Annotated in this window: 20 protein-coding genes; 12 read left to right on the plus strand and 8 right to left on the minus strand. The window is 52.1% G+C overall.

What is annotated here, in order from left to right; translation table 11 throughout:
• The first annotated feature begins 96 nt into the window (after positions 1–96).
• The 6 genes from pilM to STSP2_RS08585 all read left to right on the plus strand — a co-directional run bounded on the left by pilM (position 97) and on the right by STSP2_RS08585 (position 9243).
• Positions 97–2448 (plus strand): type IV pilus assembly protein PilM, encoded by a 2352-nt coding sequence (pilM, locus tag STSP2_RS08560; protein ID WP_146661764.1) that lies wholly within the window; start codon positions 97–99, stop codon positions 2446–2448.
• Between the two features lie 45 nt (positions 2449–2493).
• Entirely contained in the window at positions 2494–3753 is a 1260-nt protein-coding gene (locus STSP2_RS08565) for a hypothetical protein (protein ID WP_146661766.1), read from the plus strand.
• Between the two features lie 61 nt (positions 3754–3814).
• Positions 3815–5668 (plus strand): hypothetical protein, encoded by a 1854-nt coding sequence (locus tag STSP2_RS08570; RefSeq protein WP_146661768.1) that lies wholly within the window; start codon positions 3815–3817, stop codon positions 5666–5668.
• Positions 5669–5874: 206 nt separating this feature from the next.
• Positions 5875–6480, plus strand: coding sequence for a hypothetical protein (locus STSP2_RS08575; RefSeq protein WP_146661770.1), 606 nt, complete (start codon positions 5875–5877; stop codon positions 6478–6480).
• Positions 6481–6719: 239 nt separating this feature from the next.
• Positions 6720–7454: a 3-deoxy-manno-octulosonate cytidylyltransferase gene (kdsB, locus tag STSP2_RS08580; protein ID WP_146661772.1), complete on the plus strand. Its 735-nt coding sequence runs from the start codon at positions 6720–6722 to the stop codon at positions 7452–7454.
• Position 7455: 1 nt separating this feature from the next.
• Positions 7456–9243, plus strand: a complete 1788-nt coding sequence (locus tag STSP2_RS08585; protein ID WP_146661774.1) for a CTP synthase — start codon at positions 7456–7458, stop codon at positions 9241–9243.
• 10 nt (positions 9244–9253) lie between these two features.
• Here the strand turns inward: STSP2_RS08585 and queG are convergent, their stop codons facing one another.
• Entirely contained in the window at positions 9254–10162 is a 909-nt protein-coding gene (queG, locus tag STSP2_RS08590) for a tRNA epoxyqueuosine(34) reductase QueG (RefSeq protein WP_169853088.1), read from the minus strand.
• Positions 10163–10404: 242 nt separating this feature from the next.
• On the opposite strand from queG, the gene STSP2_RS08595 reads away from it, so the two are divergent.
• From STSP2_RS08595 to STSP2_RS08620, 6 genes are all read left to right on the plus strand, one after another.
• A complete protein-coding gene (locus STSP2_RS08595) occupies positions 10405–11991 on the plus strand; it encodes a coiled-coil domain-containing protein (RefSeq protein ID WP_205848042.1) in 1587 nt (528 codons plus the stop codon).
• Positions 11992–12284: 293 nt separating this feature from the next.
• A complete protein-coding gene (locus STSP2_RS08600) occupies positions 12285–12797 on the plus strand; it encodes a PTS sugar transporter subunit IIA (protein WP_146661779.1) in 513 nt (170 codons plus the stop codon).
• A 3-nt stretch (positions 12798–12800) separates the two neighbouring features.
• Positions 12801–14468 carry a cation:proton antiporter domain-containing protein gene (locus tag STSP2_RS08605; protein WP_146661781.1) on the plus strand — a complete coding sequence of 556 codons (1668 nt, stop codon included), beginning with the start codon at positions 12801–12803 and terminating at the stop codon, positions 14466–14468.
• Between the two features lie 39 nt (positions 14469–14507).
• Positions 14508–14972, plus strand: coding sequence for a ribonuclease P protein component (gene rnpA / locus STSP2_RS18090; RefSeq protein WP_146661783.1), 465 nt, complete (start codon positions 14508–14510; stop codon positions 14970–14972).
• A gap of 69 nt (positions 14973–15041) precedes the next feature.
• Positions 15042–15293 (plus strand): helix-turn-helix domain-containing protein, encoded by a 252-nt coding sequence (locus STSP2_RS08615; protein WP_169853090.1) that lies wholly within the window; start codon positions 15042–15044, stop codon positions 15291–15293.
• 2 nt (positions 15294–15295) lie between these two features.
• Positions 15296–16291, plus strand: coding sequence for an MlaD family protein (locus STSP2_RS08620; RefSeq protein WP_146661786.1), 996 nt, complete (start codon positions 15296–15298; stop codon positions 16289–16291).
• Positions 16292–16392: 101 nt separating this feature from the next.
• On the opposite strand, the gene STSP2_RS08625 is transcribed toward STSP2_RS08620, so the two are convergent.
• The 7 genes from STSP2_RS08625 to STSP2_RS08655 form a co-directional block, all read right to left on the minus strand.
• Positions 16393–17688, minus strand: coding sequence for a TRAP transporter large permease (locus STSP2_RS08625; RefSeq protein ID WP_146661788.1), 1296 nt, complete (start codon positions 17686–17688; stop codon positions 16393–16395).
• Positions 17689–17725: 37 nt separating this feature from the next.
• Positions 17726–18262 (minus strand): TRAP transporter small permease, encoded by a 537-nt coding sequence (locus STSP2_RS08630; protein ID WP_146661790.1) that lies wholly within the window; start codon positions 18260–18262, stop codon positions 17726–17728.
• Position 18263: 1 nt separating this feature from the next.
• Positions 18264–19238, minus strand: a complete 975-nt coding sequence (locus tag STSP2_RS08635) for a TRAP transporter substrate-binding protein (protein ID WP_146661792.1) — start codon at positions 19236–19238, stop codon at positions 18264–18266.
• 40 nt (positions 19239–19278) lie between these two features.
• Positions 19279–20697: a glucuronate isomerase gene (uxaC, locus tag STSP2_RS08640; RefSeq protein ID WP_146661794.1), complete on the minus strand. Its 1419-nt coding sequence runs from the start codon at positions 20695–20697 to the stop codon at positions 19279–19281.
• Between the two features lie 60 nt (positions 20698–20757).
• Positions 20758–23547 carry a beta-glucosidase gene (locus tag STSP2_RS08645; protein WP_418202211.1) on the minus strand — a complete coding sequence of 930 codons (2790 nt, stop codon included), beginning with the start codon at positions 23545–23547 and terminating at the stop codon, positions 20758–20760.
• Positions 23548–23618: 71 nt separating this feature from the next.
• Entirely contained in the window at positions 23619–25079 is a 1461-nt protein-coding gene (gene gnd / locus STSP2_RS08650) for a decarboxylating NADP(+)-dependent phosphogluconate dehydrogenase (RefSeq protein ID WP_146661798.1), read from the minus strand.
• Between the two features lie 87 nt (positions 25080–25166).
• The gene (locus STSP2_RS08655; protein WP_146661800.1) at positions 25167–26432 is read right to left on the minus strand and encodes a nickel-dependent putative hexonate epimerase; all 1266 of its coding nucleotides are present in this window, start codon (positions 26430–26432) and stop codon (positions 25167–25169) included.
• Position 26433 lies beyond the last annotated feature (1 nt).

The raw sequence follows: 26433 nt of genomic DNA on the forward strand, positions 1-26433 counted from the left end.
TTTGAAATCTGATATTGTGCCCCGAAGCATATTTTAGCTCAATGAGATGGTATGGTATCGGTTGTAAGTATTTTCTCAAGCAGGAGATCTTAAAAAATGGCCTCAGCAGTTAACGGAGTATGGGCAATTGACATTGGCGCCAACTCTCTCAAAGCCTTGCATATGGTGCAGGGAGATGAAGGTCCTGAAGTCATCGATTTTGATTATCTCGAGCACAGCACGATGCTGGCGGGGATGGATCTGTCGGATGAGGAAAAATCAGAGATTGCCGAAGAAACGCTGGGCAAATTCCTTCAACGCCATCACATCGAAAAAGAGCAGGTAGCGGTCTCCATTGCAGGTCAGAACAGCTTCGCTCGTTTCATTAAGCTGCCTCCGGTGGAAGACAAGAAGATCCCGGAGATCGTCCGCTTTGAAGCCGTTCAGCAGATCCCCTTCGAGATCAACGAAGTCGAGTGGGACTGGCAGTTGATGGAGAATCCCAACAGCTCCGATACCGAGGTTGGGATCTTTGCGATTAAGAACGAGCTCATCGATCAGGCTATGGGGCCTTTCAACAGGGAAGGGCTGCAGGTTGGCTGTGTGCAGATAAGCCCGATGGCTCTTTATAATTATCTTTGCTTTGATCGTGATGATCTCGCATCCGGGGGAGGCAAGCCCATTGTTATTCTTGATATGGGCTGCGAAAACACCGACCTGATCGTCTGCACCAAAGACTCTGTCTGGCAGCGAACGATCAGAATGGGCGGAAATGCCTTTACAGAAGCTGTGGCCGAGAAGTTCAACCTGAGCTTCAAGAAAGCTGAGAAACTCAAACGGACCGCACCTACCAGTAAGTATATACGACAGATATTTGGAGCCATGAAGCCCGTGTATACCGATCTTGGCGGTGAGGTACAGAGGTCCCTGGGCTTTTATAACAGCAGCGGCGGCAGCAAGGGATTCGCACGCGTGATCGCTCTGGGCGGGGGAATGAGGCTCAAGGGTGTAGATAAGTATCTGCAGAAAACGCTGGGCGTTCCGGTTACCAAGCTTGAATCTTTTAAGAAATTACAGCTTAGTGAAGAAGCCTCTTCCGCTGAATTCCATGAGAATGTTTCTGATTACGGTGTGGCTTATGGTCTTGGTGTTCAGGCTCTGGGCGAGGCGAAGCTGGACACAAATCTGCTGCCTAAGAAGGTCGCCAGGCAGATGGCATGGGCGCGAAAGAGCAAGTTCTTAATGGTCGCCGCTTGTATGGTTCTTGCGGCCATGATACTGAGCCTTGCCAAGGCTGCCTATGACAACAGTGCATACAGTGCACGCAGTTCGCTTCGTAACGAAAACGAACGTGTAATACGAGAGGGTGTCGATGCTCAGAGCGCCTATGAAGAACAAGTGGGCCGTGACGAGCCCCTTGAGGAGAAGTTCCAGGAACACCTGAGCTATTTCAAGTATCGTGATACCATTCCTTCTCTGCTTGAGAAGATCATTTATTGTCTGCCTAATGAGGAGCACAATCCGGAACAGGCTGAACTTTATCAGGCATACAGGGCGGGCAATGTTGATGCGATCAAGCAGGTGCCCCGTGATGAACGCAAGGTTCTTTTTGTAACCAGTGTGAGTTCCGATTTTGCGCTCAGTCTTGAAGACGCTGCTTTCGATGACGACAAGCGTCCCGGACGAAGAAGGAGTGATGATTCAGGCCAGGATCAGCAACAGCAGATGCCGTTCATGCCGGGTATGTTCGGTCCTGGAATGGATCCGGGGATGTTCGGTCCCGGCGGTATGCCCGGTATGCCTGGCGGTCCAGGCGGCCCCGGCGGAGCTGCTCAGAGAAGAAGTCATGGGGCCGGTGAAGAAGAAGAGGAAGAAGAAGAAGATTCTTCCGGCTTTACGGTTGTGATCGAGGGCTACTCGCCCTACAAGGATCTCGGTGAGATCATGGACCCAGTAGGTGTTGCGGATGATCAGGAAAAATGGGGCTTCATAACGAGGTTGGCCAACTTGACCGAGCTCGATCCCGAGACGCAGTTCAGGCTTTTCGAAAAAGGCAAGGTAAGCCACTTCAGTTATGAGACAGGTGAAGTTGACCTTAAATCCAAGGAGATGCCTGGCGGTATCGGTATCGAAAAAGAGATCCGCCGTGTGCCTCTTGAAGAAGAGGAGCAGGACAATAACCTCAACAACAGGAGGCGTTGGGGCGGAAGGGCCAGTGATCGGGATGTAGTCGAGACCGAAGAGGTACTGGTCGATCCGCTCACGAATGAAGAGATGAGCAAGACTTTTGATCTGTATACGGCTGAGGAAGTGGCCAATGATCCGGATCTTGCAAATCGGGATATAGGTCGCAAGAAGACCGACAGATACAATGGCGAACCGAAGTATATCGTCCGGGACCACTGGTTCCGGATAAAGGCAAAATTCGAGTGGCGGGATGCCCCCGAGATCGAAGTTGAGGACAAGTAAATCAACGCCATTCAGGAAATCAGATAAGGTAAAGGGATCGCTTAAATGGATTCAGTTGTCAATTTTATAAAAAAGTACAGGTCGTTCATCATACCTGCGTGCATACTGGTCGTGGCGCTTATTCTTTTCGTGCCGCTTTCCATGGTGCGGGGCAGTCTCGCGGAGAAACTTGAAGAAAGTGCCAGGATGGGAAGCAAGGTTTCGCAGTTGATCAATTCGGCTCCGTCCGAGCTGCAGGCCCAGGTGGAGCAGGCATATCAGGATCAGCATGCCGCTGAGGTCAAAAAGGTTGACACGATCGCAACGCAGAGCACCAAGCGTGATCTGGTAAGCGCAAGACTTCGCAACTATATATTGCCTGAACCGGCAGAGCCGAATCCTCGTTTGTTTGACAAGTTCGCTGCGGCTTATCTTGACGAGTTACGGAGCCTGCTGGACAGCATGAATGCTCTGGACGCGCCGAGCGAGTCGGAGATCGATGCTGAGCTGGCAAAAATGTCCCCGGGTTCATACAGTCGGCGGAACTACGGTGGGAGAAGTAGAAACAGTAGAAATGCCGATGATTCGCAAGAAGCGATCATAGATGCTTTGTGCGAAGAGCGGGCAGCGTCGATCTCGGTGTATGCCGGGCCCGAAGCTTTCCGATGGTATGACTACTGGGACAATTTCGAATTCGATGGCATAAACAATGCACTTGACGACTGCTGGTACTCGGAGATCAGCAATTGGGTATACAGAGACATTGTCGATACGATCAAGACCGTCAATGCCGGCTCGAATTCGGTTCAGCAATCCGATGTCAAGCGACTGATCGGTGTGAGCTTCAGTTCTTACGCGGACTATCCAAAAAAGCGTGAAACCAAGTTCTCAAACGACTGGCCGGATTATGTTGTAGATTACACGCCGGGCATATTCGGAGTAACTCCGTGGACCGCGAGAAAATGTGATGACAACATAGATGTGATCCAGTTCAGCACAGCGGTACTGATCAATTCCAAGGCGGTCCCTGACTTCCTCAACGCTCTATGCTCGGAAAAGGATCATACATTTTCAGGTTTCAGGGGTGACCAGGAAGAGCAGACCTTCGAACATAACCAGATCACGGTTCTGGAATACGCCCAGGGAGCCATCGATCCCGATGCTGAGGTGCATGATAATTATCGATATGGGGACAGTCCTGTTGTAAGGCTCGACCTTGTTTGCGAATATATCTTTTACAAAAAGGGTTATGACGAGATCAAACCCAAATCCATCAAGGATTATCTGAAAAAAGCTACAGAAGAGAAGAAGCAAACATATTATTAATCAGTGAAGTACGTAGGTGTCCGCAATAATATTTAAATGAATTGGTGACAGGTAAGAGTAGATGAAGATAAAGCTCGATTTCCTTGAACAGTACGTGGAAAAAATCGCTATCGGCATAGCCGCAGTGATATGTCTGGCAATCTTGTGGTTTTTCGTGATCCAGAGCCCGAAGGGCGAGATCCGCGGGCAGAAACTGGGTCCCGGCAAAATCGATGAGTACGTTAAGAACCAGGCTGAGAGACTTGAAGACAAGCTGGCCCGCGATCCGGAGCCAAAGGAGTATACTCCGAAAATAGAGGTTTTTGAGGAGCGGTTCGCTCAGTCGGTGGATATGTCGACGACATCTGTTTTCCCACTGCCTGGAAAAGGTGCTCAGGTCGTTGCTGAAGACAGAATTTATCAGATGCCTGCTATGCCTCAGCTTGCAGATGCGAAAGCTGAGAATATTCGAACCGTGGTTTTCATGCCCACCGAAGAAGTCGATCAGGAGCACCCGTATGCTGAGGTTCCGACTGACTATGCAGACATCGATCTGGTGACGGTGCAGGCCGATTTCGATGTTCAGACTCTTTACAGGGAGTTTGAGGAAAAGTTTAACGGCCCGGCTGTTCAAAGGCAGTGGAGAGACCCATCACTGGCAAAACCTGTTTTTGCCGCGGTTAAGCTTGAGAGGCAGAAACTGAATTATGGTGCGTGGACCGAATGGGAGGAAGTGCCGTTCACCAAGGTGAATGATTATAAGGATGCGCTGAAAATCCCGGCGGACGTTAAAGAGATACCGTATGGCGGGGTCGACCTGCTTCGTGTAAAGCTGGGTCTCGATGAGATCCAGAAGACCATTATTCAGCCGTTCGCTTACGATATAGCAACCCCGAGGGAAGAATGGTTCCCGCCGGAATGGCACGAGCGTGCAGAGGAATACTGGCAGGAAGAGCGCGAACTGGAACGGCGTGAGGATAGAGAGCAGAGTCGTCAACGTGAGAGAGCCAGACGTAATAATGCAGGCGGTCCTGGCGGCATGATGCCCGGCATGTTCGGTCCGGGTATGGATCCGGGAGCACAGAATCGCAACAGAAGGGCGCAAAGACGCGATCAGGAAGAAGAGTCGATCGATGATATAAGGGAAGCCTTTGATGAGGTGGTTATCGAGGAGTTCGATAAGCTTGGCAACCAGAGTGAGCCTCTTAAGGTTTGGGCGTTCGATGACACTGTCAAGCCCGGAAATACATACAGATATAGACTTAAGATAGGTGTTCTGAACCCCATAGCGGGTAAGAACTGGTTTGCAAGCGGCCAAAAGGACCTGCAGGATGACGTCATTTTGTGGAGCGATTATTCGAACGCAACCGACACCGTTAAGCTCGAACCAATGGTGCACATCTTCCCGACCGAGGTTGCGGAGTCAAGGAATGCTGCGAGCATGGAGGTTGCCAAATTCTACTACGGCAACTGGCGTGTCAAGGAATTTGAAGCAGCGGTCGGTGAGCCGATAGGCGCGGTTGTAGCGATTGAAGAAGATGAGGATCAGGCCACTGCGGGGATGGGCCTTTATGGTGCACAGTACCAGGTCGATGAGATCGATTACACAACTGGCAATGTGCTGGTTGATGTAGCGACCACTACAAACTGGACCAGCAGCAGTGCGATTCGTTCGTCAGATTGTGATGAGATTATGTTTGCTGATTCGGAAGGTAAAATGTCGCATCTTGCTGTTGGACGAAGAAACTGGCCCGGGGAGATGCGAAGCCTGTATAATGAGATAACGAACCTGGCTTCGGATGAGTTCCAGTTGTTCAACAGCCGTGACGAAAGCGCCAGACGGAAGGGCAGAGAAAGAAGGAATACACCGCAGCAGGGACCGGGTAATTTGCCGGGTATGTTCCCTCCGGGCATGTTTGGACCGGGCGGCGGATGATCTTAGTCTGTGCTCCGACTAATTGAATTTCAAGGCAGTGCCGTATATTTACCGGTGCTGCCTTTTCTTTATGGACTTTTTCAGTGATTTTCATTCAAGTCTGATAATTTGCGGCTTTTTAGTACCTTGACAGTATTCCCAAATAGGTATAATATCTATGTGTTGTGTGCGAGAGTTTTTCTATACCGGATAAAATGAGGTGTGGTATGAGGTTTACAGCAGGGCTGGTTTTGAGCTTGATATTGGTGAGCGGGGCTGCGGCGGCGCCGGTTGCGGTAGATTTCGATTCGGAATTTGGCGCCTATCACCTGCTTGGTGAGATAGTTAGCGGCGAATGTGAAGGCATGGTCCCCGGGCTGGGCATCAAAAGTGCCGTTTATACCGATGGGGAGAGCTATCTGTACCTGTATCAGTTGCAGAATAATGCGGGCTCAGGGGTAAAGCGCGTGACGTTTGCACCGTTTTCGGATGTGTCGCTTGATACCCTCGTAGGGTATTTGCAGACTCACGATCTTGCTGACTTCCAAGAAGACGGACTTGCACCGGTGCTGGCAGAAACAGGAGACCACGAGCGAGTTTCTCCTTTTGCGGGGTTCAGTTTTCGAAGCTACGGCCAGGGTTCGGCACTGCTGCCCAATGAGCACAGTGCGGTTCTGTTTGTAAAGAGTGACCGGCGGCCGACCATGATTGACGCAAATGTACTCTTTAATGATGGTAATGCTACAGGTGAGGTTTACGGCGCGGTTCCGGAACCGATGACGATTTTATTTTTGGCATCTGGGGCTTTAATGCTGAGACGCAGGTCAAACTAACTGATGTTGAAGAAATTAAGCCGAGCCCGCAGATTTTTCGTTGCGGGTTTTTTTGTTGCGCCAGGGTTTTGAAAACAAATCCCAAACGCGTTGTTGACAGACGGCTTTGCTTTCAATACTATATTTCGGCAGTGGTTTCTTTGCGTTTTTACGGGGCCTTGCCCATTTTGGCGGGTGTTCCGCATCGAGACTCAAGTCATGATCAGATTATTTGGAAATTGCTGCCGGGAAGGTTTTAAGTGAAGACGATTATAGTTATACCTGCTCGTTACGATTCAACTCGCTTCCCCGGTAAGGTTCTCGCTGATGATACCGGCAAATTCCTCGTTCAGCATACATATGAGCGGGCACTTTGCGCTGAGAATGCTGACGAGGTTCTGATCGCAACTGACAGTGAGAAGGTGCTGCGGGCCTGCGAATCATTCGGCGCGAAGGCGGTGATGACTTCCGGAACGCACCAGAGCGGTACTGACAGGATCGCCGAAGCTGTCACGCAAAGTGATGCTGAACTGGTTGTGAATCTGCAGGCAGACGAACCGGAGATCGATCCGGCATATATTGACAAGCTGATCGATCTGCTGAAATCGGATGAAGGGTCGCAGATGGCAACGCTGGTTTCCGGATTCGGGAATCCGGATCAGGTGAAGGACCCTAATGTTGTCAAAGTGGTTACGCAGGTCAACGGCAGGGCGATCTATTTCTCGCGTTCGCCGATACCGTTTTCGCGGGAAAGCAATGGAGTCGGTGATCTGGATAATTACCTCAGGCATCTGGGTGTGTACGCATACAGACGCGAATTCCTGACGGCGTTTACGTCATTGCCGCAAGGTGAACTGGAAAAAACGGAAAAACTCGAACAGCTCCGGGCATTGGAGAACGGATACTCGATCATAACAGGCAAAGTAGAGCATACGTGGGACGGGATTGACACTGCCGAGCAGTATGCACAGTTCGTAAAAAGGATCAAAGGATAGAATGGCCAAATACAATATCACAGCGGACAGCAGGGACCTACTAGCAAAAGTCAGTGACGTCTCTACGGATACTGAGTATTTCTCGCCCATACCCAACGGCTACAAGAAGGGCCAGACACGTTACGTCATCGTGATGGGTACCGTGATGAGCGGGCTGGGAAAAGGCATATTCGCGTCATCCATGGCCAAGTTGATGCAGGACAAGGGCCTGCGGGTTGCTCCGATAAAGCTCGAGGGGTATCTGAACATTGATTCGGGTACGCTCAATCCGTTCAGGCACGGTGAAGTTTTCGTGCTGGATGACGGTATGGAATGCGATATGGACCTGGGTACCTACGAGCGCATGCTGGACAAGGACCTGAGCAGTGCGAATTTCTCGACCAGCGGCCAGATCTACAGCTCCGTTCTTCGCAAGGAGAGGCACGGCGACTATCTGGGGCGTGATGTTCAGATGATCCCGCATGTGACGGGTGAAGTTAAGCTCAAGCTGCGAAGACTAGCAATGGCCAGTGAAGCGGATATAGTGTTTGTCGAGATAGGCGGTACGGCCGGCGACCTGGAAAACGCCTTCTATATCGAGGCGATGCGTGAGCTTGCTTACGAAGAAGGGCCGGGAAGCTGCTGTTTTGTAGGTCTTACATATATTCTCGAACCCCAGGCTCTGGGTGAGCAGAAATCCAAGGCTGCCCAGCTAGGCATCAAGCAGCTCATGCAGATGGGTATCCAGCCTGACATCGTAGCATGTCGCGCGAGTAATCCTGTCAGCGAACAAGCCAGACAGAAAATAAGTGTCTTCAGTAATGTACCCTACGAGCGTGTGTTCAGCATGCATGACTGCCCGAGCATTTATACGGTTCCTGCAATGCTGCGTGATTGCGGCATCGATTTCGAGGTGATCCGCCTGCTGGGTATCGAGGACAGGATCGATCTTCGTGCCGAACGCAGGGCGTGGGCGAAATGGTCAGATTTCACGGACAAGATCGAGAGTGAAAAACGCGAAGTGACAATTGGTATCACCGGCAAATACACGTCGGTGCGTGACAGTTACGCTTCGATCATCAACGCCTTGGAACATGCGGGCATACTGCTGGGCACTAAGGTGAAAATTAAATGGATCGAGACGACGGAAATCGCCGCTGACAATGCTGATGAGCTTTTGGCAGATGTTGACGGGATCATAGTGCCGGGCGGGTTTGGTACGCGAGGCACGGAGGGCAAGATCGCTTGTGTCAAATACGCTCGTGAGAATGATCTGCCTTATCTTGGTATATGCCTGGGCTTCCAGACAGCGGTAATAGAATTTGCACGCAATGTTTGCGGCATGAAAGATGCTAACAGCACCGAGGTTGATCCGGAATGCAAGCAGGGCGTTATTGACATACTGCCCGAGCAAAAGAAGATCGAAGGGCTGGGCGGTAACATGCGCCTGGGCGGACGCGATATCAAGATCAAGAAGGATACCAAGGCATGGGAGCTGTTCAACAAGGCCGAGTCCGCCAGAATGAGGTTCCGCCACCGTTATGAAGTGGACCCTGAGTATATCGACACCTTCGAGGATAAGGGAATGGTATTTAGCGGAAAGGCGCCGAATCAGCCTATCATGCAGATACTGGAAATACCCTCGCACCCATTTTTTATGGCGACCCAGGCACATCCTGAGCTGACGTCACGTCCGATCAGGTCACAGCCGTTCTTTGCGGGTCTTGTTGCGGCAGCGGGCCGCAAAAGATATCCCACGGAAAATCTGCCCCAATTCCTCGATGCAGCACGAGAAATATGCTTCAGGTAACGGAGTTTTTTTAATGTTCGTCATGTTTTCTGTTGGCCATTGCAATGCGGGCGTTTCGCTTTATTCCCGCAAGTCCGGCTCGGTCGCATGGTGAATCTGACAACACCTTCAGAAAGTCCTTCTCGTCCCAGTGCAGAACCTGCTCGGCCGTTATGTTACATCTCTCGGGGAAGTAGCGAATATCTGAATTATGCCTGATTGGGGCGATCTTTTCAAAAGGGCAAGCCAGCATACAGCGGTCACAGCCGAAAAGCTGTCCGTCCATCTTGCCGGCTAGCTGTTCATCTATATCGCCCTTGTGCTCCATGCTCAAATAACTGATGCACCTTGATGCGTCGAGTGTGCCGTCAATGTGAAGGGCCCCTGTGGGGCATGCTTCAACACAGTGATTGCAGCCGTCACACTTATTTTTAATGGGGTTGTCGGCTGGCAGGTCAAGCGTGCTCACAAGCTCGCCCAGCAATATCTGACCGCCGAGTCGTGGATTGATCAGCATGCGGTTTTTACCGATAAAGCCCAGTCCCGCACGCTCAGCAATTGCCCGCTCTGCCAAAGGTACCGTGTCGACGCAGACCTTGAACTTGAATCGGTCCGGACTTACTCGCTCTTTGATCTCAACCGCCAACATATATAGCCGATCCTTGACGAACTTGTGGTAATCTTCGTACAAAGCGTAATTGGCAAAAGCACCAGGCTTACCATTTTTCGTTGTCCGATAGTTGAGACCGACACATATAACCGAACGCGCGTTGGGCAGCAGAGCACGCGGATTCGTTCGTTTGTCGAAATTGCGACCCATATAATGCATATCACCCGCGTGACCGCTTGCCAGCCAATCACGCAGTCTGGCTGAGTGTTTTTCACTCACCGGCTCAGCGGTTGTGAAACCGACCAGGTCAAAGCCCAGCTCAAAAGCCATTTTTTTAATTTCTGAAGGATTCATCAGCCGCCAATATAACAGTTTCAGGTGCGATATTGTAGGCCAAATGTCATTTTAAACGCGTCCAGCAAGTTCCTCAGGAACAAATGATCTTTGTAACTGTGACGTTGCGGGTATCCAATGACATTATACACGTTCTGACAATGGTAAAATTACTTGACAAGCAGGGCGTAAAGAAGGTAGCATAAGCCGTTTTCAGCAACTATTTTATGGAGATGAACGTGTTGCGTAGCATATCTGTAACTATCATAAGTATTGTTTTGACGTCCGTTTTTCTGGGTTGCAGCGAAAATCCCGAAGATAAGGCCGCAAAAGAGATCCGGGCCGGCGTTGATCAGGCCCTCGGCGATGTTGCCAGCAAAGCTGATTATACCTCAGCTTCCCAGAAGCTCGAAGGTGTCCTCAGCAGAAACCAGAGAGATGCCGGCGAAAAGGCTGTTCCGGGACTGCTTGCAGCGGGCAATATTACGCTGGGCCAGGCTGAAATGATGAAGGCCAATCTCGGTTCGGTCCATAAAGGGATCAATGACCGGATCGAATCCCTGTCACAGACTGTAAGAGAGGCAGCGGACATAGAGCTCCAGAAGAATACCCTCGAACAGCTTGCCGAAAGCACCGAAAAACAGCTAGAAACGCTCAAAGAGACGCTCAATGGCACCAGTGATTCTAATAGCGTTGAAGCAAGGCTCGCTCAGGTCAACATCAAGATCGAACAATTGAAAGGCCAGATAGCCGACCTTGACAATAAATTGGGTCAGCTCAAGCAGAAAGAAAACGAAATACAGACGCAGGCCGACACGAAATTCCGAAAAGCCGATCTGGCGTCCGGAGATCAGGCCAGCGAGCTCAAGCAGGAAGGCTATGACCTGCTGATGTCAAAAAACAATTATTACGTCGACATTCAGGAACTGACCGACCAGATAGATGATCTGCAGAGCAGGATCGATCTTTTGGCCCCTCTTAAGGATCGTCTGGAAAGAAGCAGACGCCTGCTGGCTGAAAAAATTGCTAATATCCAGGATGTCCCCGAACGAACCGATATAAACGAGCAGATCGATGACCTGCGTTCCAGGTATCAGGCCAGCTTAACCGCTGTAAATGATTCTGCCGCTAAGCTCCTGGAAAGACTCCAGGCTTATCAGGCACAGGTCAATGGCGTAGCTTCAGTTTTTGAAGCTTCACGTGAGGAGTATTTAAAAAAAGCAAGACGCGGTGTCCTTTCAAGGGATACAACCGACGCGGCTATAGCCCAGTGTTATTACGGAACAGGGCGGCTTCTCAGCGAATCACAGCGGTTCCTGCTAGACAACGGCGAACGCGTGGCCTCGCTTGCAACCGCAGCCGATGATTCCGTTAACGACAAAATGACCAGTGTGATCGAGTTCTGTACAACTACGAGCCAGGAGTGGCGCAGCCAGGCTATGGAGAATCTTGACTCGGCAATTCAGGCGTTTGACGAGCTCACCGGCCAGATCAGAGGCGATGATCAGGCTCGCTGTGCAGTCTTAAAGAGTGAGCTTCTGGCGGTACATACCAAAAGAAGCCTGGCTGATGAGATGGGCTCGTTGGACGTTTACGATGCTGCTGTAACAAAGATCGACGAACTCACCACAGCAGTCGCGGAATGTGACGAGGATTTCAGCACATCCTCGCTTGCCAGGTTTATCACCGAGGGCGTGTACTACATCCCGAGCCTCAAGACCGAAGAGATAATCGTCAAGAAGGAAGAACCCGAAGAGGAACCTGCTGAGCCCGGCCAGATGCCCGGTCAGGAGCCCGGCAAAGCGGATCCGAACAGCCTCTGGTAATCGCTGGAGTTTTTTCAAACAAGATCAAAAATTTATAAGAGCGGTCATAAAGGCCGCTCTTTTTCATTCAGCCCTTTGGCAACCGCAAAACGCAGGCCCGACTTTTCCAAAATTGCTTGAGCCCGGCTAAGGGTTTGGGTAAAATGATTCTTTTTATGCGTGCTTCTCATTGCGGACAAGCATCCGCAGACCAATAAAGCGTTAAATGCATTTTCCTCCCTCTGCCATGATGGGCGGACCTTAATACTGATCCATGGCACTTGTGACATCTTCGTAGAGGGAATCCGTGTAATATGTTTATTAAAGATGACCGAAATTCTGTTAATGCCGACTCTCAAAGCAGCCGCCCAAAGCCCGGAACAGCTCTGGTCGACAAGGCCTGCATCGGTTTCATGGATAAATGCTCCAAACAAGCGGCTCTCAACAGTCTGGTTGACCTGATAGGCAAATCCAAAGACGTTTCAGATGTTGACGAAGTACGCACCGCGATATTCCACAGAGAAACGCTCATGAGTACCGGCATCGGTTTGGGCCTTGCATTTCCCCATGCACGCCTCAGTTCGGTCAAGAAACCGGCAATGGCAGTCGGCTTATGCAGAGAAGGTATTGACGATTACGAGTCGCTCGATAATGCTGCAGTGCATTTGGTCTTCATGATAGTTGCAGGCAAGGATCAGCATGCCCAGTACTTGCGTCTTCTCGCCTCGATCAGCAAAAAGCTCAAAGTGGAGAATGTCCGCAAGTCGCTCATAAACGCACCCGATGAAGACAGCTTTTACGCTCTGCTGAAAGAGATGGGAATTTAGGCCATGGAAGATATTGGTGTTCTGCTCGTATTTGGTATAAGCATCTTCGGCGGCCTCCTCGGCGCATCCTTCTTCCAGAAGATCCGTGTACCCCAGGTAGTGGGTTACATCGCAATAGGCCTGATCATCGGCCAGAGCGGCTTCAAGCTTGTCGGTACTGAGGACATCCAGCGGCTCCAGCCTTTCAATCTTTTTGCCCTGGGTGTGATCGGCTTTCTCGTAGGCGGTGAGCTCAAGCTCGAGAGCTTCAAAAAGTATGCAAAACAGTTCAGCGCGATTCTCCTCGGCGAAGGGCTCGGAGCATTCTTCCTGGTGGGTCTGGCAAGCGGCACAGCCCTGTATTTTGTCTTCGACAGTGCTGTACTTGCCATGGCAGCCGGAATAGTTTTCGGCGCTATCGCTTCCGCCACGGACCCAGCCTCTACCATGGATGTGCTCTGGGAATACCGCGGCAGGGGAGTTCTCACCACATCATTGATCGCGATCGTCGCACTCGATGACGCCCTCGCCATGACCCTCTATGGCATCGGCACCGGCGTTGCCGAACTCATGACTAGCAGTGACGGCTCCATCCTCGAACAGCTCAAAGTGGTTGGGATCGAGCTGTTTGGAGCGGTGGCCGTGGGCTTTGTCTTCGCCCTCGCACTGCGGTTCATTCTCATGCGTGTCCACCAGAAAGAACGCAGCCTCGCATTCGCACTGGGCCTGATCCTGCTCCTCATAGGAATCGCCAGCAAAAGCAACATGGACGTGATACTCGCCGCGATGACTCTTGGCTTTGTACTGACCAACATTGTCCCGCGCCAGAGCGAAGAGCTGTTCGGCCTCCTGCGTGGTGTCAGCGTACCGATCTACGTACTGTTCTTCGTCCTCGTCGGTGCCCGCATAGGCCTTGCGAACATGCCAGCCTGGCTGTGGGGCATCGTTGCCATATATGTACTCGGCCGCAGCATAGGCAAAATGGGCGGAGCATACCTCGGCGCAAAACTCACGAACAGCCCTGTCGTTGTCCAGAGGTATCTCGGAATGGGCCTCTTTGCCCAGGGCGGCGTTGCTATAGGTCTTTCCATCATGGCCAGTCATCACCTCGGCGAGATAGAGGTCCAGCCGGGCCTTATGCTCGGAGATGTGATAGTCTTCGGCGTCACCGCCACCACCCTGATCGTTCAGTTGATCGGCCCTGCAATGGCAAAACTCGCCATTAAATTCGCCGACGAGATAGGCAGGAACATCACACGCGAAGACGTGATCGAATCGCTCAAGGTCGAAGACGTTATGGACAAGGACGTGCTCGCAATACGTGACAGCGAACCCCTCATAAACGCGGTTGATACCTTCGTCGAGAACGACTTTTTCGTTTACCCCGTGGTCGACCGTTCGAACCAGATCGTCGGTATCATCTCCATCGAGGGTCTGAAAAACATCCTGGCCGATCAGGAGGCCTGGCACTGGCTTGTAGCATCCGATGTTATGCAGCCTGCAGACGATAAAGCCGTCAGATCGGCCCCACTGAAAAATACTCTGGAAACGATGGTCGAATTGCGGATCGATCAGATGCCGGTCGTTCAGACAGAGGGCGCAGGCGAACCCATCGGAATGCTCGACCTCGCCCACGTGCGGGAAAGAGTCAGCATCGAACTGTTAAAACGCCAGCAGCCTGCTATCGCATAAACAAAAAAGGTCTTACACGGGATTCAATTATGTGTTAAAATGACTAGCAAAGTTCTGACCTGGCCACCAAGGCCTTATAATCCCGGAAAACCTGCATTGGACCGATTGTTCTTCAGAAAACACCAACGCATAAAAGATAACGCCGAATTCAGGCGCATTCTCAGCCGGCATTGCTGCGCTGGCCGCGGTTTCGTGCGTGTCTATGCATGGCCCAGCAAAACCGACACAAGCAGGCTTGGTGTGTCGGTTTCAAGACGTTGCGGAAACGCGGTCAACCGCAATCGTCTTAAAAGACTCGCCCGCGAATCATTTCGCCTTGAACAGAACAACATTCCCGCCCCATTTGACTATTTGTTAATATATGCGCCGAAAATGTCGAATAGAGGAAGTGGTGCCTGCCGCGATCTCTCAGAGCTGACATTCGGGGACATCAGATGCATCTTCCTGGATCTGGCTCGAAAAAGCGCTGAAAAGGCAGGTATTAAAGCAGAAAATCAGAGTTGACAATGGCAGGTTGCCCGGTAATCTAGTTGAGTATGCGGAAAAACCAGTTTAGTTCCGATAATAAGAGCAGTGACCAATAAAAATGACCTAGTACAGATAGGCAAAGCCGCCGAGCAGGCAGGGGTATCGCGCCAGAGCCTTCAATACTATCTGATGGTTGGGGTAGTAGAGCCGACAGAGGTTACCGATACCGGACGAAGACTGTTCGATGGTGACGCAATAGAGAAGATCAAGCTGGTTCGCAAACTTAACGAAAGCGGCTATCCGCTGCGGGCAATCAGGGACCTTTTTATGCAGGGCAAGTTTGGACAAAAGGACTAAGCATGGCTGACTACAATACGCAGCAGAGACACAGGAATACTATCGTGGGCGGATTCGTTATCATAGCCTTTTGTGCGCTGATATGGATGATCGCGATGTTCGGCGAATTGCCCGTCATGGCCACAGAGTGGACGTCCTACGAAATAACAGCCGAGTTTCCGCAATCCGCCGGAATACACAAAACCACCCCCGTAAGATATGTTGGCTATCCCGTGGGCAAGGTCACGCAGGTCGCTGAACCCCAGTTTAATCTTGTCGAAACCCCGCAAGGTAAAATTTCTCAACCCAAAGTCACAGTCAGGATCGCTATAGATCAGGATTACAGCATGATCCCTGCAAACGTTAAGGTGCGCCTGACCACGAGAAGCATGGGCAGCAGCTACATCGAACTTCTGCCCAATGACGAAGAACCGGTCCCCATGGAAGACGGCAGTGTCAAGTTTCTAACTCAGGGCATGAGGCTGGAAGGCTACGTCGGAGCTGCAAACGAATTCATACCCGAACACATTCAGGATAAACTGGAAGTCCTCGTGGTCAAGGTTACTGACCTTACCACCAATCTCAACGATGTACTTGGCGACGTAGAGAACAAGAAGAACATTCAGCAGACACTTGCTCACATTGCTGATGTAACCAGACAGGCCGGCGATGCCATGGAAAAATTTACCTCAATGACCGAGCAGGCCGGCACTACACTCGGCGATATTTCCGATCTGACCGATCGGGCTGACGATACACTGGTTTCGATCGAGGATCTTTCCCACAGCACTAAAAATGCTGTACTCGATACTGTGTCCAGACTTGATGATGCCCTTGTGTCAGTGAATAACATCCTGCACAAGATTGACCAGGGCGAAGGTACTACCGCTAAAATGCTCAATGACGGCAAACTCTACGAAAATCTGCTCGACAGTACAAAGGAGCTGGAGAATGCTCTGCAGCAGTTCAAGAATTTCGCCGAAGAAGCCAGACGCGACGGCCTGAAGATAAAGCTCTAAAGGGCTCATCTGGTTATTTCAGTACTTGACCAAAACATGAAAAAGAGCAGCGAACCATCATCAGGTCCGCTGCTCTTTTCATTTTTCTCAGACTATAACTGTTATAGATCGAGCAGTTTAGGCAGTGCCGTTGAGACTGCCGGCACGAACGTGCATATAAGCAACACCGCGATCATCGCAAGGAAGAAGGGCCAAATCTTGCGTATCATCCGCGTAACGGTCGTTTCCGCTATGCCGCAACCCAGGAACAGACATGTCCCCACAGGCGGGGTGCACAGGCCGATACACAGGTTCAGTATCATAATGATGCCGAAGTGCACCGGTTCTATCCCGAGCCCCTTCGCGATCGGCAGGAAAATCGGCGTAAAGATCAGGATCGCAGGCGTCATATCCATGAACGTGCCTACCGCCAGCAGGATCAGGTTGATCATCAGCAGTATGACAAACTTGTTGCTGCTCAACCCCAAAAGACCCGCACTGATATCCTGAGGCACCCGCTCAGCCGCCAGCACCCATGACATCGCCATGCTTGTGCCGATCAGCAGGAATACGACCGATGTCGTGACGCCTGCCTGCAGCAGAATCTTCGGAATATCGGTCAACTTAACTTCGCGATAGAATACGACCGACAAAATGAACGCGTAAAGAACCGCTACAGCCGACGCTTCCGTGGCTGTGAAATAGCCGCCCAGAATTCCGCCGAGGACGATGATAATCAGCAGCAGGGCGGGTATGGCCTTCAGGAACCGTATGATCCCTTCTCTAAGGGCAAATGTCTCACCCTTGCCGTAGTTGTGTTTTATCGATATCACCGCGCTGACCGTGATAAGTGCAAGGCCGACCAGTATGCCGGGCAGAATGCCCGCTATGAAAATCGCCGCGATCGATACCGCACCGCCGGTGGCCAGCGAATAAACGATCATCACATTACTGGGCGGAATAAGCAGGCCCGTAGTAGCAGCGGTTACCGTTACCGAGCCGTTGAAATCCTTGTCATATCCCATCTTGTTCATCAGCGGGATCATAAAGCCGCCCACCGACGAAACCGCCGCTGCCGCACTGCCCGAGATCGCTCCGAACAGCATACAGGTCAGGACATTCACAAACGCCAGCCCGCCGCGAAATCTGCCGACGAGCACATTCGCAAAATCGATCAGTCGCCTCGCGATTCCCCCATGGCCCATGAAAAGACCCGAGAGAATAAAGAACGGTATCGCAAGTAGCGAGAAGCTGTCGATCCCCGTTGCGATCTTATGCGAAACAGCGACAAACGTCGGAATATCGCCGATCGCAAGTATCGAAAGCACCGTCGAGATTCCCATGCAAAAAGCGATCGGCACATTCATTGCCATCAGTATAACAAAACTTGTTACGAGTACAAAAACAGGCAGATCCATAATCGTTCCCTCTTTATAGAATTTCTCTTCCGAAAATCTAGTCGATCTCTGAAGCAGAGTCACTTACATGCAGGCTCTCGTCAACATTGCCGCTTATGAGTTCCTGGACTCGTTCGATTACGCCTATGACGCTGTACAAGGCCAGGAAGAATCCGCTTATGGGCACTGCCAGATAAACGTAACCCATTTTGAGATTCTTGAATGTGGATGTCTTCTGCCCCAGCTCAAGCGTACGAGTAACCAACTGCCAGCCGCCAAGCATCATCACCAGTATCGAAAACGCTGCTACCAGCACGAACACAACAACTTCGATCTTGATGCGCGTCCGCACCTGGAACTTGCCAACGAAATAGTCGATTCCAAGATGGGCTCCTCTGTTCAACGCCACAGCAGAACCCAGCAAAGCAACCCAGATCAGCAGAAATGTTGCCAGCTCTTCGGTCCACGAACTGGATTGACCGAGGACGAACCTGGTGAACACCTGCCAAAGCACATCGATCACAAGCACTGCCACAGCGACCATAACCGTCACTTCCAGCGTTTTGTCTAAAATATTTTTGATGGATTTCAGCATGCTATTTCACCTCCTGTATTCGCTCGATCAGGGTTCCGAGATTGGTGTCCTCATACTGTTCCCACATGGGCTTGACCGCCTCACGGAAAGGTTCCTTGTCGGGCCTGAGTATCGTTACGCCTGCTTCTTGCACGGCTTCCATGCTTTCTTCCTCTGCCGCGGCCCATAGCTTGATCTGATGCTCAACTGATTCGTCAACTGCTTCAGAGAGGATCTGCTGCTGCTCAGGCGTAAGCGAATCCCAAACCTTGGAGCTGATTACCAGCATATCAGGCAGACGCGTGTGCTCATCCAGGCTGTAATAGTCGCATATCTCGTAATGAGCCGAGGTGTAAAAACTCGGCGGATTGTTCTCCGCTGCATCCACTACGCCCTGATCAAGCGAGGTATACAGTTCACCCCACGAGATTGGCGTCGGGGACCCGCCCATGTATTCGATCATCTGCATCGCCATGATACTGCTCATTACGCGAACCTTGAGCCCTTCGACATCGTCAGGCCCTTCGATGGGCTTTTTCGCGTAAAAGCTTCTCGCACCGGCATCATAGTAACACAAACCGCGAAGCCCCTTTTCTTCACCTGCAACCAGCAGCTCCTTACCGATAGGGCCCTTCATGACCTTCCAGAAATGCTCCGAATCACGGAACAGATACGGAATGCCGTAAACTTTGATCTCCGGTACGAAGTTTTCCATCGGCCCCGAAGATGTTTTGGTCATCGCGAGATAACCGAGCTGCAGTGCTTCGATGCATTCCTTTTCGTTACCCAACTGTTCGCTGGGATAGACATGCACCAGCATCTTGCCGTCGGACTTTTCCTTCACCCGCTCAGCCATGAACATCATGGCCTTGTGCACCGGATGCTCGGTATTGAGCCCATGAGCCAGCTTCAGCACCCGCGCCTTGGAATCGTCCTTCTTGCACCCGCCGATAACGACCGCCAGCGAGAGCACAGTCAAAAATGCGATCCTTTTCATTTTTGCACCTTGAATAAACCCACTTTTGTAAAAAGGCACGTCAGCCGTTAAGCTCCATGCCGAAATAATCGTTTGCATTGTTGAAGCAGATATCCTCGACGATCTTGCCCATCCACTCCATATCCGCAGGCAGCAGGCCCTTATCAATATCGTCGCCGATGAGATTGCAGAGAACCCTGCGGAAATACTCGTGTCTCGGGAACGAAAGGAAACTGCGCGAATCAGTAGTCATGCCGATAAACCTGCTCAGCAGGCCCATATTCGACAACGCTCTCATCTGATCCGTCATCCCGTCGATCTGATCCAGGAACCACCAGCCCGAACCATACTGCATTTTGCCCGGCACCGACCCGTCCTGGAAATTACCGATCATCGTTGCTACCGTCTCGTTGTCCTTCGGATTGATATTGTAGATGATCGTCTTCGCAAGTTTGCCGTCGGTGTCCAGCCTGTCGAGCAATGCTGCAAGCGGCTTGGCAATCGGCGCGTCGCCCATGCTGTCAAAGCCAGCGTCCGGTCCGCACTGCTTGAACAGCCGACTGCTGTTGTTGCGGATCGGCCCGATATGAAGCTGCTGCACCCATCCGCGGTTGAAGTTCATCTCAGTAAGCTCGACCAGCAGGGCGGTCTGAAACTGCTCTTTTTCGCAGTCATTCAACGACTGTTTCGTCCGTATCTTATCGAAGATCAGCTTGACCTGTGAGTTAGTATATTCCGCAGCCAGCGGCACCTCCAGCCCGTGATCACTCAGCCTGCAACCATTATCATGGAAGTGCTGATGTCTCACATCCAGCGCCCGCAGATAATCATCATAGCCTGTTATATCAGTATCCGTCAACTGGCCCAGGCGATCGATCCACGCATTGAGCTGCTGCAGATCATCCACCCCCATCGCCTTGTCAGGCCGCCACGCAGTATGGACCGCTACTTCACATCCGCTTTCCTTTATCGCCTGATGATGCTCCAGGCTGTCCAGCGGATCCTCGGTAGTACACACCAGCTCGACATTCATCTTCTTCAAAATACCGCGTACGCTGAACCCCGGCGAGCGAAGCATCTCACTGCACTGCTCATATATCGCATCCGCCGTGTCCGGCCCGAGAAGCTGTCCCTCGATTCCGAAGGGCTTTTTCAGCTCCATGTGAGTCCAGTGGTACAGCGGGTTGCGAATGCAGTAGGGAACCGTTTCGGCCCATTTCTGGAACTTCTCCCGGTCACTCGCATCGCCCGTACAGTACCGCTCTTCGGCACCGTTGGTGCGCATCGCGCGCCACTTGTAGTGATCACCGCCAAGCCACGCCTGCGCGAGATTGTCGAAGTTAATATCCTCAGCGATGGCGGCAGCAGGCAGATGACAATGATAATCATAGATCGGCATCTTGGCCGCAAACTCATGATAGAGCTGCCTGGCCGGTTCGCTGAACAGCAGAAACTCTTCTGTTAGAAACTTATCGCTCATATTGCTCCAGATCCGAAAGTTGCGAATTATACAAGATAAACTAAGACTACGCCAGCAGAATCAGTTTCCTTTGAATTCCGCCAGTTTAATTTCCGTAATGGCTGTCCAGGCGTTAGCATTGCTGCCGTGCCCGATGATTCGAAGATCGCTGGCCCGGAAGCCGTCGAACTCATACGTTTCGACATCCGTCGTCTTGCCGCTGCTCTTGCCCTTGTAAACGGTCATCCACTGGCCTCCGCCGCCGCTAAGCTGGATCTCAAAGCCGTACTGACGCTCATCGCCCTTGTACCAGGCAATGCCGATCTCGCCCGGCTTGGCGCCGTCCACCAGTTCCAGGTCCAGATATGGATCCCTGGCCCCGCTCGACCACCGTGTGTCAAGATCACCGTCAAAAGCGTTGGCTGCCGGGTTATCCCGCTCGGCATTGCTGGCATGCACATACCTGGCGGCCGTTTCAAGCTGTTTGAGTTTTTCCTGCATCGCCTCAAAATCAGCCTCATTAGCGATTGCGAACTTACCGCTCACCCGGATATCTTCAGAGGATCGGCCAACCATCACATTGAACTCGCCCGGTTCGACGACCCATTCCATATCGCGATTCAACAGCCGCAGATCACGGGGCCGCAACGTGAAGCTCACCGTCTTCTTTTCGCCAGATTTCAAGCTGATGCGGTCAAAACCACGCAGATTCTTCACGTACGTCGTAACGCTGCTGACCAGATCGCGGGTATAAAGCTGTACGACCTCATCGCCGGCCCGATCACCGGTATTCTGCACATCGACCGAAACCTCGATATTTCCGTCAGGCCTTTGCACCTTCGGACTGATCTGCAGATTCGAGTATTTGAACGTGGTGTAGCTCAGGCCGTGCCCGAACGGGTATATGAAACCGTTGACACGGACCCGCCCGTTAGCCTGCGAAGCGGGTTTGGCGAGAAAGTTCATCGGAAGCTGGCCCACATAACGCGGGAACGTAACAGACAGTTTGCCGCCCGGATTGTAATCGCCGAACAGAACATCCGCTACCGCTCTGCCGCCTTCGGAACCCGGATACCACGCCGCCAGCACAGCAGGTATATACTTGTCCACGTAATTGATACTCAAAGGCCTGCCGCTGATCAGAACTACGACCGTGGGTGTGCCAGTCTCGTAGACCGCCTTGACCAGTTCCCGCTGCTTACCGGGCAGGTCGAGACTGGTCCTCGACTTGTTCTCGCCGCATGTATCGACATTCCCGCCGACAACCACGACAGCCACATCCGACTTGCGTGCATTTGCAACCGCCTTGGCGATCTCGGCCTTTTCCTCGTCATTCAAAGGTGAAGGCAGTATCTCGGTCGCTGGCCAGCCTTTATCCGTCAGGTCGCATCCTTTGGTGTACAGCACCTCGAAGTTCTCGCCGGCCCGCTCACGGATACCGTCAAGCACCGTGGAAACCTCGACCGCCTGCGGACCATAGTGCGTCGTCGCATACCGTCCATCGTCGGCGTTCGGCCCGCACACAGCGATTCTCTTGATCCTGTCCTGAGCCAACGGCAGCATACCACCCTTGTTCTTCAACAGAACCAGGCTTTCGCGTGAAGCCTGAAGCGCAACCTTCCTGTGCTCTTCGCTGTAAACGACCTTATCCGCTTCGTCGTGATCCTCGACGTATGGCTTGTCGAACAAACCGACCAGGAACTTTACCCGCAGTATATCGCGTACCCGTGCGTCGATTGTGTCCATCGAGACGGATCCTTCGCGGACAAGCTCGCGCAGCGGATTGATCCAACTGGACGGCGAGCGGAAAGTACACCTTACGTTCAGGCCCGCTTCGACCGACTGCCTGACGGCTTCCTTGTAGTCCTCGGCAACCTTGTGCTTATTGTACAGATACATGACTGCATCACTGTCGCTGACCACATATCCCTTAAAGCCAAGATCCTCGCGAAGTCTTTCCGTCAGCCAGTACTTACTGCCTTCGATCGGAACGCCGTCATAATCATTATAGCTCGCCATAACGCCCAGCAGATCAGTCTCTTCCATAACGCGTTTGAACGGCATCATGAATATATTCTCCACCTCACGCGGAGACGTCTTCGGATCGACCCGTGAAAAACCTTCGCGGGCACCCTTGTTCACGCTGTATACAGCAAAATGCTTTGCAGTAGAGGCAACCTGAAAATCCTTCTGCAGGCCCTTAACCATCTCAATGCCAAGCTCGGAACACAGGAAGGGCGATTCACTGTAAACTTCTTCATAGCGGCCCCATCTCTGATCGTAGCCGACATCGAGAATGGGTGAATACACATTAGTATAGCCCAGCAGACGAGCTTCCTGCCCCGTGATCTCACCGATCCGTCTTACCAGCTCACGGTTCCAGGTATGGCCGATACCAAGCTGCGTCGGGAAATTCGTCGCCTTGTACGACTCTATGCCCCGTATGCCTTCATTTGTGAAATCGACCGGAATGCCGAGCCTGGTTTCCTCTACGAAGAAACGCTGCACCTCATCGACCGCCCACGCATGTTTAGACGCGGGCCATACATAAGGATTATCCTGCGGTGGTCTTCCCCAGCCTACGAAACCGTTCAGATGCTCATCGATCGCGCCGATACCGTCTTTCCACACCTTCTGCTTCCATGAAGGTTTCGGTAGCGCATCGCCAAGAACACGCTGATAACCATACAGCGTAGTCATCTGGCAAGTCTTCTCTTTCAGATTCATCTGGCTGATCAGGTCGTCGATCCGTGCGTTTATGTCTGCACTGCTGTCCTCGTAGACGTCTTTTTGCCCGTTCTTGTTGAAATCTATCCAGTCGTCATGGTAAATGCTGCCCGAGTCCGCCGCCGAAGCACAGCCAGCCGACATAAAAACAAACAATATCAACACTAATCTAATCATGTTCACACCCACTTTAATTCGTTCTATAAAATCAATAATTATACGTTGTAAGTTGACGCAGCAGTATCGCCGCCGCGACCCGTCCAGTTAGTATGGAAGAATTCGCCGCGAGGTTTGTCAACTCTTTCGTATGTATGTGCACCGAAATAATCCCTCTGTGCCTGCAGCAGATTCGCCGGCAGCCTGTCGTGCCTGTACCCGTCATAGAACGCAAGGGCGGTGCTGATGGCTGGTGTTGGTACGCCCATCTCAACGGCCTTGCTGACAACGCGTCTCCACGCCGCCTGTGCATTCTCTACCGCACCCTTGAAGAACGGGTCGAGCAGCAGGTTCGTCAGCTCAGGATTGTTGTCGAACGCTTCCTTGATCTTGCCAAGAAATACCGAACGGATAATGCATCCGCCGCGCCACATCAACGCGATACCGCCGTAGTTGAGGTTCCAGCCGTACTCAGCCGCAGCCGCACGCATGAGCTGGTAGCCCTGTGCGTAACTGACTATCTTAGACGCATACAGCGCGAGCTTGAGATCCTCGATCATCTGCATCTTGTCACCGTCAAACTTCGCATCCGGCCCGCTCAGAACCTTCGAAGCCGCAACACGTTCATCCTTGATCGCCGAAAGACATCGTGCGAACACTGCCTCGCCGATCAGAGTCAACGGCTGGCCTACATCCAGTGCCGCGATAGCGGTCCACTTGCCTGTTCCTTTTTGGCCTGCCGTATCGAGTATCTGATCCAGCACGTAGTTGCCGTCCTCGTCCTTGTAGCCCAGGATGTCGCGAGTGATCTCGATAAGATAAGAGTCCAGCTCGCCTTCGTTCCATTCAGCGAATACCTTGTGCATCTCGTCGTTGCTCATTCCCAGACCTTCCTTCATCATCTGGTAGGTCTCGCAGATCATCTGCATATCGCCGTACTCGATACCGTTGTGCACCATCTTCACGAAATGTCCCGCTCCGTTCTCACCGACCCAGTCACAGCAGGGCTCGCCGCTTTCAGTGTGTGCAGATATCTTCTGGAAGATGGGCTTGACGTGTTCCCAGGCAGCAGGGGACCCGCCTGGCATGATAGAAGGGCCCTTGAGTGCGCCTTCTTCACCGCCCGAAACACCGGTTCCGATATAAAGCAGCCCCTTGCTCTCGACGTATTCGGTTCTGCGAATAGTGTCCGGGAAGTGCGAGTTGCCGCCGTCAATGATGATGTCGCCTTCCTCCAGCAACGGCAGAACCTGCTCGATGAATTTGTCAACCGGCGCGCCGGCCTTTACCATGATCATAACCTTGCGGGGACGCTTGAGCGTCTGCACGAACTCTTCGACGCTGCGTGCGCCGATGATATTCTTACCGCTCGCTCGACCGTCCATGAAACGGTCAACCTTCTCAACTGTCCGGTTATAGCACGAAACGGTAAAGCCCTTGCTCTCCATGTTTAAAATAAGATTCTCGCCCATTACCGCAAGACCTACTACACCGATGTCCGCTTTAGCTGTCGCTGTCATTATTCGCTCCTGATATTCTCTTCTCGTTAATTAAAAGTTTTCTATGTCTTATGCGGAAGCCGTCCTTAAAAGCCTCCAGCTCATACGTTACTTAAATCTGTCAGCATGCGCCCACAGACCCATGCCCGGGTTGGATATGAAATATATTTCCTCACCGTCAACACTGTTCCAGCCGTCCTTCAGCTTCGTCGGATCGTACTTCGCCATCATCTGCCCACAGTCCGCATACTCGAAATTGACAGATTCTATTTCAGCCTGCGTAATCTTGCCCGGACAGTACGTTACTCCGAACCGCCCGTCCGATGAACCGTGCATTAGATGGGCCGCGGCACTTAGATTAACCCGCAGGTCCGCGTTTTCGTCAACCAACTCCAGCACACGATCCGTGCCTACATAGCCGTACTTCCTGATCAGCTTATCTATCTGCGGATCCTCGCCGAACTCACGCAACCCCGGCGCGAGCACTATAAGCTCACCGCCGTCCGCCATCGCCATCCGCGTTCTGTAAATGCTCTTGTTGCCAAGCCACGTGCTCTTGAACTCTTCGGGCTCGAGATATACCACAGCTTTCTTGATCGGCTTATCCAGCATCTGAAAATTTACTTTCAGCGAAAGCTCTGCAGCCTTTTCAAAGCACTCGGTATCGTCACCGATAAACAGCCCGCGTACAGCCTGACCATTTTCGGTAGCCTCTATTACCGTCTGGATGTACATAATCGGCAGATCAGCCGCAAAATGCTCCGACGCATAATTAAGCACGCGCCTCACAGGCGTATCCGCACGACCCATGATCCGCTCCATGCCGTACGCGGCACCAAGAAAATGGCTCTTGTTGATTCCTTCAACGCCGCCCGTGCCCACGAAGATATTCTTGTTGTGGTTGGCCATGCCGATGACTTCGTGAGGCACAACCTGACCGACAGATAGTATCAGATCGAACCCGCCGTCAACAAGCAGACTGTTCACCTGTGCGGGCCAACTGAAATCGACCTTGCCCTCGCTGACATCGCGAACGAACTCAGCCGGAACCTCACCCAGCGTCGCCAGATCGTTCCGCCAGTCATGCTTGCGAAACAGCTCCTTCGGCATATCACCGAACATGCGCTCGATCTCATCTTCCGTCATCGGAAAGTGCGTTCCCAACGCAGGCAGCACATCCGTCAGTCGATCTCCAAAATACTCCCATGCATGCCGCGTCAGCTCTCCCGCCCGCGAATAGAACCGCGTAATATCAGGCGGGATCGCGAGCACCTTCTCTCGCTGCCCCAGCTTGTCCAGTGCTTCGACCAGACCCTGCTGCAGGTCGGCGCTGCTAAGATTGTCAGTTTCGCTCCCTCGCGCGTAATACAGCATC

Origin of the sequence: Anaerohalosphaera lusitana, from assembly GCF_002007645.1 — a bacterium.
GTDB lineage: Bacteria > Planctomycetota > Phycisphaerae > Sedimentisphaerales > Anaerohalosphaeraceae > Anaerohalosphaera > Anaerohalosphaera lusitana.